Source organism: Fodinibius salsisoli (assembly GCF_026229185.1).
GTDB classification, from domain to species: Bacteria; Bacteroidota; Rhodothermia; order Balneolales; family Balneolaceae; genus Fodinibius; species Fodinibius salsisoli.
The window spans coordinates 13,319-25,596 of the sequence record NZ_JAGGJA010000021.1 but is presented as its reverse complement, the minus strand read 5'-3'; the positions used below and the strand labels follow the sequence as shown (position 1 = coordinate 25,596).

Here is a 12,278-nt window from a genome sequence, read left to right as displayed (position 1 = left end):
ATTAATCTCGTTTAGTTCGTTTAATTGCGATTCCAATTCCAATGATGGCGATGGTCCCTATGGCCAGGAGTGCTGTTTTTGGCACAGTTCTTTTCAGAGTTCCCCGAAGAGATTGCTGGTTAATACCAAGCCTGCTTAGTAATACCTCGTCAGCTGTTCCACTCGGTGATAGTCCCAATTGTTGCTGGACCTGCTTGACAGCTGCCTGCGTTTCGGGGCCAAATATGCCGTCAACCCCATATTTAGGAAGCCCGATACCGAGGGCTTTCAGTGCCGATTGCAGGTGCATCACCTGCGGGCCTTTATCGCCTATGCTAAGAGTCATGTTGAAGATCGTTTTCGGTTATATAAGGAGAGGACGGCCACACCAATGGCAATACCGGCCGAGAAAATACCTACGTGCTTGATTATAGCCACTGGCTTGCTTTTGGCGACGGTTTCCTGCAGGCCAATCATATCGCTGACCGCCTGCAGATCGACATGCTCGAAATACTGGTTGATGACGTCGGCATTGCGGTTGAACACTCCTTGGAAGGAGCGCCTGTCTTTAGTGAGACCGGCCAGGACAAGGGCCGTGGTAGCGGCTTGTCCTTTTCGCCCGCTCAGGGCACGGTCGGCCAGACCGATGGCTTTTTTAAAAGCATTTCGACTGGTATGACGCAGGTAACTGCTGAGATCACCCATCCCGTCATCAACGATCTGGTAGTCCCGGCCTTCGATTAACTCATGCATCAGATTTCTCCTCCTGTTTCTTGTTGCGCCCGGCCATCTGTTTTACGCTGTCTCGCAGTCCGGGCATGAGGGGAGCCAGGAAATACGCGCCCGCGCCAAGACCAATCATCCACAGGGCTTTGGTGAGCGTGCTATTGACGCCACTAAATGCGCTTTGGGGGTCCGGCAGGTTGATGTCGTACCAGGACTCGGTGGGCTGGGCATACACTCCGCTTTGTTGACCTTCTTCGATATCCAGATCAAGGGTCATCACCTTAGAGGTTGCCAGTGGCTTGGCCTCGGAAATGTTTGCCCCAGTAACATTGCTGTAGTGAAGCTCAAATATGACGGGGTGATTTCTGTCGGGCCGGAACGAGCGGCCGAAAACCAGTCGGGCCTGTCCGCGACAGCCGTCCCACATGCTGGTGACGATGCGGGAGATGGCTAATACTTGTCTGGACTGGGGATCCAGAGCCGCGACCACCACATCCGGACAAACCACAAAAAGAAACGAGTTCCAAAAGGTGCGGTAGATATCGACTTCTACATCCACAGAAAATGGCACGCCGGATTTTGGCAGCCCGCGCTCGGGGTGACGTCCGATGATACGAAGTTCTCCGGCTTCCGAGCTTATGATGTTGCCCGATATGGCCGCCGATCCTAAGCTGTTATCACTATAGTTAGAATGGGTCACCGGTTACCTCCTTCGGGTTATGATTCGCAGGGCCAGGTATCCACCCGCAATCCATCCCAGCGTAGCTTTGTTGCGGTCAAACCACGAGCGAATTCCTTTGGTGGGATCATCTTCAGTCAGGCGCTCACATAAGGTTTGTTTAGTTTCGCCAGTTACTTCTGCTCCCTTCGCTATTTCTTGCAGTTGCACGGTGGGTTGCAGGTACACGGTCTCTTGCGAGGCCGTTGGATTAGGATACCGCCCGTTGGGAATATGACCATCGATAAAGTGAGAAATCCCAACGGGATGGTCTGTAGGTTCAATGGCTTGTGTCATATCAGGACTTCTTTTTTAACAGGGTGTACATGATACCCCCGCCAACGACGACCACGCCGCCAATCAGCAGTAGGGAAGTCATATTCCCACCCGACTTCTGGGATTGCATGAGCGCCATCTGTTGCTCGGGCGTGAGCCGAGCGCCCCCCGATTGGGGTTTTCCGCCATTGATAATCCCGTCAACAGTTACGGCGGTATCGGCCGCGGTCGTCAGGAAACTGGACAGGTCATCAAGTACACTGCCAAATTTGGTCTTCTTCGAGGCGGTAGATGATTGCACCGGTGGAAGCAAGGGATTTGTTACCCCGTAGTTAAACGGTCGGGTCGTCTGCAGAAAGTCTAACTGATCGTAGGAGCTGCTGTTCATAGGGATTGGGATATGTTTATTGGGATTTAGATTTCTTCTTTTTGGCGATAAACATGATGGCGGCTCCCAGGATGGCAACTCCGCCCACGGCGGCCCCCGCAATCATGGCCGTACTTGCAGTCTCTTGCTTTGCAGCCGTATTGGTTACGTTATGCTGTAGGGCCGTCATGAGCTGCTGTTTTTCCTGTTCTATTTTCTTCTTTTCGGCCAGTTTGCGCTCGTGAGCTTTGCAGAGGGCTTGGGATTTTTCGCGCTGACGGCGGCAGCTTTTGAGTTTGCCAAACATTTTGCCTTTGCAGCTTTGGTTGGCATACCGGCAGGGATCATCTTCTTCCCAACCTTCCAATCCACCGCCAGGAAGTTGGCTGGATATAATTAACCGGTCATTTTCGGGCTGTATAGCAACGGGTTGGAGATAGGAACTACTCATAAACAGTTGTTAATGGTTGAAGGCCCAGTAGCTGATTCCGCCGAGCGCGGCAAGCCCGGCTGAGAGTCCGCCGTACAGGAGCCATTTTTTGTTTCGGGATTGTTGTTGGCTAGCCAGAAAGTTGTTATCCAGGCTTCCAAATTTGTTCAAGTAATCAACGGCCGGTTGCCCGTGCTCTTGGATAACCATAGCATACTGCTGGAGGATGGCATTATCCTTTTGGGAAAACGAAATCACGTCCGAGCGAACCCCTCGGGCCATCAGGTAGTCCCGCCATTGTCCGCGCTGGGTGCGTTCGCCCTTATCTTTGGCGCCAAACCATTTGGAAAACAGCGGTTTCATAGCGGCTCCCGTTTTCAGGGCCGTCGTGGCAGCTGCCGTCAGGGTAATCGGGTCAATGCCTAGGCCTTCTGGCATACGGTTGGGCAGGTGCCTGGACTTTTTGATCAGCCGCTCGTCAAATTCGAAACCGGGATATTTGGCAACGGTTGTATCAAAAGATTTCCATCCTTGTGGCGACCGAAAGACCGTATAGATGTGATCGTAGGTTCGCCCCGTTCGGCTGACAATACGAAAGCCGGTTTGGATGCCCAGGCTTTGCAGCAGGGCCGCCGACAGGATCGCGTGGTCGTCGCAATCTCCGGCTTTTTGCCGAATGGTTACGTCCGGGGACTGGATCCGCTCGATATTCCACGGGTCGCGTACGTAGTTGATGTTGCGGGTTATCCATTTGTAGATGGCACCCGCAATCTGGTCTATATTTCGCAGGTCAGGCAGGCCGGTATTGATATTCCTGGGAACCTTGCGAGTAATTTTTAGCGCTAGTCCGCGGATGTCTTCGCGTCCGGTATAGTTGGTAACCAGCTTCGAAGCCAGTTCCAGGACGCCGTCGATTCCAGGGTATTGCCTGCGACTAGCAATAATAGAGGCGGCAACATCTCCTTGGGGGGAGCTTGCTGCCGCCTTGCTGCTCATCACTGAACCATGGGTCGTGACTGCGTTGCGGGAAGTTGGTATGGGATAGTGGCTACTCAATAAGTGTTTCGCTTAAATTTGTGGGATATGATTACCGGCCAGCTTTGACAAGCTTTTGCAGCTCGGCGATGACATCAGTGAGCAGTCGCCGGACTTGCGGGCTGACGTTGGTGCCGGTGAAACTCAATAATTGATTACAAGCGAAAGGGGCAGGGATATAGCAGAGCGTATTAGCGTGTTGCCCTAATCCATCCACAAGGGGATATATCGTTTTTGCAATGCGTTCGGCTCCTATATCCCTGCTTATCGCTTCAACAGAAAGTATCTTTGCCATCCGTACCCAGTCGGCTGCGGTGATCGGTTGCCCGCCAGCCTGCATTAAGGCCAGCTGCGACTTTATACGTTTGGCATAGCAGGCGTAGCCGCAGGGTTGACCCGCCAGGTATTCCAAGGCCATTTTCAAAAGGGTGAGCTGTCCGGGTTTCATTGGTATCCTTACAGGCTGATGGTTGGTTCGGCGTGGCCGTTGGTTTGGGGTGGTTCGAACATGCCGTTCAGGGTAGCAGGCGTTTCAAATTCGTTGGGCTCGGTTTCCGTGTTGTTGTCGGAGGGAAGGTGCCGAGGAGCTGGCTCCCCGGCACCTTTGGGTTGGCTCGCCTCGTCGGTAGAGAGGCTATGGGGTTGTTGGGATAGCGAGCCAAGAGTAGGTTGCAGTTGTCTTTTAAGCGATTCGGCCATCGATTTGGCCTCCTCTTCGCTAATATCAGGAGTGGCCGGAGGATTCAGTTGTTGATTCCTTGCTTGGCCAGCAAACAGCTGCGAGATTACCGTAAAAAACATTGGGGCATTTTCTTCGAGCATATCCAGCATGCGACTGCCCGCATCGCGGCCACCAGCCCGCTGTTCCATCTCCATGCGGAATTTTACCTTTTCTAATTCTCCAAGCTCTTTTTCGAGGGCTTTGAGGTTACTACGTTGAATTTCTTTGAGGCGGTCAATTTCGTTGCGATGGGATTCCTTGAGGTCGCCTAGCTCTTTCTGGTGTGTGAGCAGCGTGGCCGTTTTGTCTTCGGAGAGCTGACGCTTGAGGCCCATGATCTCGTCAACGAGCTGGCGGATCTTGCGGTCGGCGTCATGTAGCTCGCCTTCCAGGCGGAGGGCCCTTTGCTGGTAGTAGTTTTCGGGAGCGGTTCTGCTGGGGTTCAGTCCGTTAGCCTGATTATTTGGCTGCTCTTCTGGTCCGTCAATGCGAAACCCGATAACAATATCTTCGTCGATGCCGGTGTGAAGGGAATACAGGCCGGGCTCTAATTTGAAAATCGCTTTTACTACATTGAAAGGTTGCCGGAAATTAAAGGGGAGTTCCTTCTCTACTTGCTGGAGCCCATCGGTGGTACCGGTGATGCGTCCAAAGATGGGCAGCCCCTGCTCCAGCTCTTGCAGGCAAGTGGCATAATCCCGCTCTTGGGGTTCGTTCGGCAACTTTTCCAGCGTTTCAGGCATCGGGGTAGTGTTGGTTAGCGTAATGCAATAGCATCACTGTGATCAGTAACTGATGCTAACGTAACACTAATTTAAATCAGGAAAAATACCTCGGGATGGGCTGGAACAGGGTGTAATGAACTGTTAAAGAATGGGACAGATTGGGAAAAGATGAGACATCAGTAAATGATAATAGGCTGTGACGAATTATTTGAGTCTTTGTGGTTTATTTATCAAACTCAAACATTGATTCATTACATTTGATGTAACAAACCGAGCTGAAGTAATTCGATTTTTTCACATGAATGAAATTTGGTTAGAAGAGCCAACAGAGAGTGACGAAAGTTGGGCTCAAATTGGAGAACATACATTGGATTGGTTATCGAGATCTACACTTCCCCGAGCTAGACAAATGAGATTATTTCTGAATCATAATCTCTCCCAATTACCTTCATCTTTTGCAGACAAGCTGAAAAATGATTTAAGAGATCATTGGAAGTCCGCTTTCTTTGAACTTATAGTCGGTCGAATACTTCAAGAAATCGGATATGAATTTAAATATGAAGTAACTTTAGCTGGTGGCAGTAACCCTGACTTCTTAATAGAAACTTCGGTGGGTGAAATTGTAATTGAGGCGACTTCTCCAATTATCAATTCTGAAGTAGGTGATTTTTATAAAAAAGTAAACCCACTGATCAAAATCTTAAAGGAAAATGCACCAGAAAATTGGATTATAAATATCAATAATTTACCTGACATTGGATTTAATGATTCCAAAAAACCATTCAAAGCATTTATCAAAAGAGAATTCGATAATATACCAGCTATTGGTTCAAAGGATGAGATAAAAATCACAGAGAATTTTCCGCAAGGAAAACTTAAACTTTCTCTTATATATAGACTAGATCGTTCTAATCCAATCGGTTTTTATCCTTCTATTGGCTATGCTGAAAATTCTAAATACCGCATAGAACACATTATTGATGAGAAAAGAACCCAAATAAGAGAAATTGAAAAACCAGTAATTTTAGCAATTCAAGGATCTAATACTGGCACTGATTTAAATGACTTTGATCAAGTTTTATTTGGTCAAACTTTCACAAGAATGAATCGAGATATGGAAGTTATTGAAAAGGGTTTTAATCCAAATGGACTATTTATAAGTGATAATGAAAGCCCTACCTATCAAGCAATTTTAGCGTTTCATGAGGTTGGTTGTAAAGAGGTAGAAGTTCCAACTTTATATCTGCATCAAAAAGCTAATCCACAACTCAAAAATATATTCGACGCATTTCATATTCGATATTATGAGGAGTCAAACAATTGTATAAAAGAGATTGAGTCACAGAGAAATGATTACTTTAAAGATTTTAAATTCGTGACCGCCTAATCAATTGGGGCATCTCTGTTGGCTTTTTGATTTACCCTTCGTTATTTATTCAATTCAATATTGAATATTCTTATATGACTCGTTAGGTAAATATTAAAACTGATCAAAGAACAATTTTATGACTTTAGTTTTATCATGGATAGCTGAAGATAGTCGCAAGCCCTCCTCAACTTATATTATGACTGATTCAAGAATATCATGGGATATTAAGATGGAAGAGGGAAAATCAGAAAAGATTGAAAGCAATTGGGATTACGGAAGGAAAATTTTTGCCTTTAAAAACTATCCAGACATAATTGGGTATTGTGGTGATGTCCTATTCCCTACCCAAGTTATTTCAAAAGCTGTGGATATATTAGATAGCGGCCAATTTTATAAAAAAGGTTATGATTTTGAAGATAGAGTTGAAGTCATTAAAAGTTTTATTAAGAAACAATTAGACGATTATCCTGATCTTGTAAAACAAGGATTTACTATCCTAATAGCTGGACGTAAAATTGATAATCATGTTTTTAGAAGGTTTATTCTTTCTTGGCAACGAGATTCCTGGAAAGAAAAATATGTTGATGAAGATACCGATGCTATATTTGATAGTTCTATCATTCTAGGCTCAGGAAGAGAATATTTTAAAAAGTTTTATAACAATAAATATTACGATAGTGAACTACATAATTTTAGTAGAGGTGCAGCCACGTCTTTCTCGGATGCATTAACACAAGATAATTTAGAGGAAAGATGTGGTGGGGCCCCACAAATTGTTGCTGTTTATAATGGTGGTATGCCTAAAATTATTGGTACAGTATTTAAATCAAAAAGATATCTGCTAGGATCTGAAATAAATACACCAATTAATCTTGATAGCTTTCAGTGGAGAGATGAATCATTTCAGAGAATAAAGGGAGACAAGTTGGAATTGATTGAAGACGCTCAAGTTCAACCACCCCTACAATAATGAAGGGGGACTTGCACCCCCGTCCTCCCACATGTAGTATGGGCGCTCTACTTCTGAGCTATTCAGACATATTAACCTATAATTCCTAAACTTTACTTCCAAAAAATAATAGTGGATTCCTAACCTAGCCTATTGAGTGGAGATACTTCGCTTTTTCCTGCCGATTTTGGGTTAGCCAATTTCTAAAGTACATTTTGTTTTAAATAAACGTTGGCATTAAGGCACCTTATGCGCAAGATTTTAGCTATAAATAAATTTTCAGGATTATGCGAATGACAAGAGAAGAGGGCATTAAGAAAACCTACCCAGGTGTATCTCATGTTGTAATACTCGGTGCTGGGGCTAGTATCGCAACAACTATAAGAAATCCAGAGAAAAGCGGTAAGGAATTACCATCTATGAATAACTTTATTGATGTGGTTGGTCTGGATGATATTATTGAAACATTACCAGATGAAGTACAAGATGACAATTTTGAAAAACTTTACAGTAATTTGCATGGTCAAAACCCAGAATCAGAGGAGATATTAGAAATTCAGAGAAGAGTTCGGGATTATTTTTCTGATATGGAACTTCCAGAAGAGCCTACTATCTATGATTATTTAATTTTATCACTAAGACCCAAAGATTTTATTGCAACTTTTAATTGGGACCCCTTTTTGTATCAGGCATTTTGTAGAAATGTAGATAAAGCACCTATGCCTCATATTTGTTTCCTTCACGGTAATGTGGCCATAGGATATAGTAAAGCAGATGACAAAACTGGCCCTTCAGGTATGTATTCTAAAAGAACTGGAAATCAGTTTAAACCTACCCAATTATTGTATCCAGTTGCTGAGAAAAATTATAACAGTAATCAATTTATATCTAGAGAATGGAATAGTTTTAGAACAAGACTAGAAAGTGACGGGACTAAAAGAGTAACTATTTTTGGCTATGGAGCTCCTGATACAGATGTGGAAGCCATTGATATAATGAGAGAGGCTTGGGGAGGATCTGATGAAAGGAATATGGAGCAATTCGAATTACTTGATATACGTGAAAGAGAAGAACTAAGAGAGACTTGGGATGACTTCATTCACACACATCATTTTGATTACGGGAAAAGTTTCTTTGATTCAATTTTAGCTAAATTTCCTCGTAGAACAGGAGAGAGATACATGCATCAATTCCTTCCCACTACTCCAGCAGAGGCATTTCAAGAACCTTTTCCAGTACCTCAAGATGTAGATACTCTAGAAGAGTTATGGGATTGGTACGAGCCATTATTTAAAGTCGAAAGAGCATAGTAGTTATATGCGTTTTATCAAAAATGGTCCTGATATACCTGTAGAATTAATTCAAGCATTAGAAGAAGAGCGGCTTGTTATTTTTTGTGGAGCTGGTGTGTCAATGAAGGCAGGACTTCCAAACTTCAAGGGATTGGTTTGTCAGTTGAAAAAAAAGTTGGGCGCAAGTTTTGATTCAATAGAGAAACAAGAATTTGATAAAAAGAATTACGATCGAGTTATAGGCCTCCTTGAACGTGAAGAGCGTTTTGGTGCTAAAATTGTAAGGAAATATGTGAGAGAGGTACTAGATACACCATCAAATCCAGACTTGTCAACCCATGATGCAATATTAAAATTATCTACTTTATCAGATGGCTCTAAGAGATTAATTACTACAAATTTCGATTTATTATTTGAAAAGGTAGATAACAATCTTAAGGTGGCTTCTGCACCTACTTTGCCACCTCCAAAACCTAAAAAGTGGAATAGCTTAGTACATCTCCATGGGAAGTTTGATAAGCATGATCCTTTATGCAAGCATTTGGTCTTAACTTCAAGTGATTTTGGAACGGCTTATCTACTTGAGCGATGGGCAAGTGTTTTTATTTCAGAGTTATTCAATCATTATACAGTACTCTTTATTGGTTATGGCCTTAATGATCCAGTAATGCGATATTTGGTTGATGCGCTTTCAATTGAGAGAAGTATTGATCAACGTATTAAAAAAGCATATGCGCTTGTAGAGTACAAGAGTAAGGAAAATAGGGATTCAATAAGGGAAGAGTGGAAAGCAAAAAATATAATACCAATCCTTTATCATAATGATGATAATCAACATAAAAAACTTCACGAATCATTAATAAGGTGGTCAAAGATTTTTGAGGGTGGGGCTACCTCAAAAAGAGAGATAGTAAAAAAAGTAGCCCCTAATGAACCTGACAGTTTATCAATTGAGCAGGTAGATCAACTATGTTGGGCAATTTTTCAGTCTGATACTCCTTCTTATGCTAGACAGTTTGCAGATATCAAACCAACACCTCCAATAAGTTGGCTAAATACTTTTGAGAAACGAGATCTTTTGAAAGATTTGGTGAGTCCTGAACAAAATTTTAGTCTGGCAGGATATTATTCTCGAACCAAATCTCCACCAAGTTTAAATGATAAAGAAATTGCTATAGGGCGGTGGCTTTCTCAACATTTAGAGAATAAGAAACTTATAGACTGGGTAATTGAACAAGGAGGTAATCTTCATCCCCAATTTGAGGATTACATTAGAAGAAGACTTCAGAGTGATAACAGTGAAATAAAAGAACCTTATAAAAAGGCTTGGAGTACTTTGACAAGTGGCTATTTATTTTCTAGCCAAAATCAATTTGTAAATCCATATCACTTAAAAAAATTAGAATGGTCCAAAGCAACCCGGTTAAAGTTGCTCGAATTTTTAAAGCCTCAAATAAGTGTAAGAAAATATATTAATTGGGGTGTTGGTGAAAAGAAAGAGACATCTGATGAAATCGAAAGTACTAAAGAACTTATAAGAGCTGAAATATCTTTAAAAATCGGTAATACAGCCAAATCTGTATTTGATGATTTAGGTCAAAGAGATGATTGGAGTACTGTCCTTTCTGATATAGTTTTTACTGTTATTCAGTATCTCCGAGAAGCCTATGATTTACTTGAAATAGCTGGTGTGGTAACTGAAGAATATGACCAAAGTCACATACATCAGCCTTCAATTGAACCACACGAGCAAAATAATCACTTCCAGGACCAAACATTTTTAATTGAACTTATTAGGGATGCTATTGATCAGCATGAGGAGGATGTTAATAAGGTTAAGTCAATTATAGAAGTATTACTTTCACACCCTTATCCTATTTTTAAGCGAATATCTTTGTACGCTGTTAATAAGATTAATGCATATTATAAAGTTTATGATCTCATATTAGATCAACCTGATGCGTGGCTCTGGCGATATAGTGTAAGGAAAGAGATCTATGAATACCTGCCTAACCTGTGGGATGAGATAAATTTTATAGAAAGATCCAACTTATTTGATGTTATTAGGAAAGGGCCTTCGAGGGAGCTTTTTATCGATGGTTTAGAGGATGAAGAACTTGAAGAGGCGGTTGATCGGAATGTATGGAATCTATTAGTGCGGATTAATTATCATTCCGAAACCGGTTTAAATAAAAAACAGAAAAGTCTGTTAGATCAAATTGAAGGGCGAAGACCCAATTTTAGTTATAGAGGAACAGAAAGAGAGGATTTTCTTTTTTGGTCTGAATCTGGAAGCAGATCGTACCAAACAGATTACTCAATTGATGATTTGAAATCACAATCATTGAATGAAAGAGTTGACACGCTACTTGACCATGAAGAACATAGACGAGGTTTAATTGAGAACTGGCGGACATTTTGCTCGAAATATCCAACTGAAGCAATTGAAACATTAAATTTTATAATAAGAAAGAAAAGATTTGATGAGGATGTTTTCTCGACAGCTTTTCACGGACTTAATTTAGATGTTATAAGTAGCAGTGACATTTTAGACCTTCTATTAAGTTTAAGTCGTGAGCAATCATCATTAATTATCCGCTCATCTTCTAAGCTTCTTCAATCTATTTCAGAGGAATATGATGTAGTTCCAACAGATAAATTTTATACTCTCTGGGATAGGCTGTATCCATTTGCTGTCAAGGGTTCATCTTCATTAAGTGATTCGGATAGAATTAATCAAGCTATTAACCATCCCGCCGGTTATTTAGTATTTGCCTTAATAATGGTAACCAACCAATATAATCTTAAAAAAGGTGATGGATTTCCTGTAGAAATAAAAGAGAGGCTGATGCAAGTTATTTCATCAGAACAGGGATCAGATAATTTGGGTCAGGTCATTTTAGGTCGTTATTTACCCTTTTTAAATAGTATTGATCCTAAATGGAGCCAGAATGAGCTTATACCACTTTTCGACTTATCAGATCAAGAGCAGTCGATTAATCTTTGGCAAGGATACCTATGGAATCCCTCAATTAATATAGAGTTATGGGAATACATTAAGCCATATTTTATCAAAACATTTGATTATCTAGATAAATTAGAGGGAGGAAGTAAAAACCTGGCTCAAATTTTGGCCCTAGTTAATACAATGGATGAATATGATATAAGCCCAAAGGTAATAAGAAAGTCTCTCAAGAAATTAACAAATGAGGATAGAGCAGAATTTTTTAGATGGTTTGAATTGTATTTAGATAATACCGATAAGGAAGATGAAAAAGCTAAAGTTTGGCGGCAGGTATTAATCCCCCTTTTCAATAATACATGGCCTAAGGAAAAAAAGTATAAATCAGAAACAGTATCTAATAAAATTGCAACAGTACTTTTAAAAAGTGAAGACGTTTTTCCAGAAGCAGTAAAGGCCTGTAAACCATTCTTGGTATCACGAAGTGAACATTTTTATCATCCTCACGAATTGTTGGAGTCAGATCTGATTGAAAGATTTCCTGAGGCATCTTTGATATTTATTAATAAGTCCACTCCGGAAAATCCTCCACAATGGTTTGCCCCAATCCACAAAGTTCTACATAGAATAGAAGAGGCTGATGAGAAGTTAAGGGATAGCGAAGAATTTAAACGACTTCAGAAAATAATAATTGAGAATAACTTGGACCGATTTGATTAAATATTAAAA

General features: G+C 41.9%; 13 protein-coding genes. 4 read left to right on the top strand and 9 right to left on the bottom strand.

Annotation, left to right across the window (positions count from 1 at the left end; all coding sequences use genetic code 11):
- Position 1 precedes the first annotated feature (1 nt).
- The 9 genes from J6I44_RS19375 to J6I44_RS19335 are packed head-to-tail and all read right to left on the bottom strand — an operon-like array spanning position 2 to position 4,995.
- Complete coding sequence (locus J6I44_RS19375) at positions 2–325, bottom strand: peptidoglycan-binding domain-containing protein (RefSeq protein ID WP_265767903.1); 324 nt, start codon at positions 323–325, stop codon at positions 2–4.
- The gene (locus J6I44_RS19370; RefSeq protein ID WP_265767902.1) at positions 322–732 is read right to left on the bottom strand and encodes a hypothetical protein; all 411 of its coding nucleotides are present in this window, start codon (positions 730–732) and stop codon (positions 322–324) included. Before J6I44_RS19370 ends, J6I44_RS19375 begins: the two co-directional genes overlap by 4 nt.
- Positions 725–1,405, bottom strand: coding sequence for a hypothetical protein (locus tag J6I44_RS19365; RefSeq protein WP_265767901.1), 681 nt, complete (start codon positions 1,403–1,405; stop codon positions 725–727). Before J6I44_RS19365 ends, J6I44_RS19370 begins: the two co-directional genes overlap by 8 nt.
- Before the next feature lie 3 nt (positions 1,406–1,408).
- On the bottom strand, positions 1,409–1,720 hold the full coding sequence (locus J6I44_RS19360; protein WP_265767899.1) for a hypothetical protein: 312 nt from the start codon (positions 1,718–1,720) through the stop codon (positions 1,409–1,411).
- 1 nt (position 1,721) lies between these two features.
- Positions 1,722–2,087: a hypothetical protein gene (locus J6I44_RS19355; protein WP_265767897.1), complete on the bottom strand. Its 366-nt coding sequence runs from the start codon at positions 2,085–2,087 to the stop codon at positions 1,722–1,724.
- 16 nt (positions 2,088–2,103) lie between these two features.
- Positions 2,104–2,517 carry a hypothetical protein gene (locus J6I44_RS19350; protein ID WP_265767896.1) on the bottom strand — a complete coding sequence of 138 codons (414 nt, stop codon included), beginning with the start codon at positions 2,515–2,517 and terminating at the stop codon, positions 2,104–2,106.
- A gap of 9 nt (positions 2,518–2,526) precedes the next feature.
- Positions 2,527–3,552, bottom strand: a complete 1,026-nt coding sequence (locus J6I44_RS19345) for a transglutaminase-like domain-containing protein (RefSeq protein WP_265767895.1) — start codon at positions 3,550–3,552, stop codon at positions 2,527–2,529.
- 31 nt (positions 3,553–3,583) lie between these two features.
- A complete protein-coding gene (locus J6I44_RS19340; RefSeq protein ID WP_265767894.1) occupies positions 3,584–3,955 on the bottom strand; it encodes a hypothetical protein in 372 nt (123 codons plus the stop codon).
- A gap of 32 nt (positions 3,956–3,987) precedes the next feature.
- Positions 3,988–4,995, bottom strand: a complete 1,008-nt coding sequence (locus J6I44_RS19335) for a PspC-like choline-binding domain-containing protein (RefSeq protein ID WP_265767893.1) — start codon at positions 4,993–4,995, stop codon at positions 3,988–3,990.
- Between the two features lie 280 nt (positions 4,996–5,275).
- Between J6I44_RS19335 and J6I44_RS19330 the strand changes: the two genes are divergently transcribed.
- From J6I44_RS19330 to J6I44_RS19315, 4 genes are all read left to right on the top strand, one after another.
- Complete coding sequence (locus tag J6I44_RS19330) at positions 5,276–6,364, top strand: hypothetical protein (protein WP_265767892.1); 1,089 nt, start codon at positions 5,276–5,278, stop codon at positions 6,362–6,364.
- Between the two features lie 118 nt (positions 6,365–6,482).
- Positions 6,483–7,316 (top strand): hypothetical protein, encoded by an 834-nt coding sequence (locus J6I44_RS19325; protein WP_265767891.1) that lies wholly within the window; start codon positions 6,483–6,485, stop codon positions 7,314–7,316.
- 272 nt (positions 7,317–7,588) lie between these two features.
- The gene (locus tag J6I44_RS19320) at positions 7,589–8,605 is read left to right on the top strand and encodes a hypothetical protein (RefSeq protein WP_265767890.1); all 1,017 of its coding nucleotides are present in this window, start codon (positions 7,589–7,591) and stop codon (positions 8,603–8,605) included.
- 7 nt (positions 8,606–8,612) lie between these two features.
- Positions 8,613–12,269, top strand: a complete 3,657-nt coding sequence (locus J6I44_RS19315; RefSeq protein WP_265767889.1) for an SIR2 family protein — start codon at positions 8,613–8,615, stop codon at positions 12,267–12,269.
- The last annotated feature ends 9 nt before the right edge of the window (positions 12,270–12,278 follow it).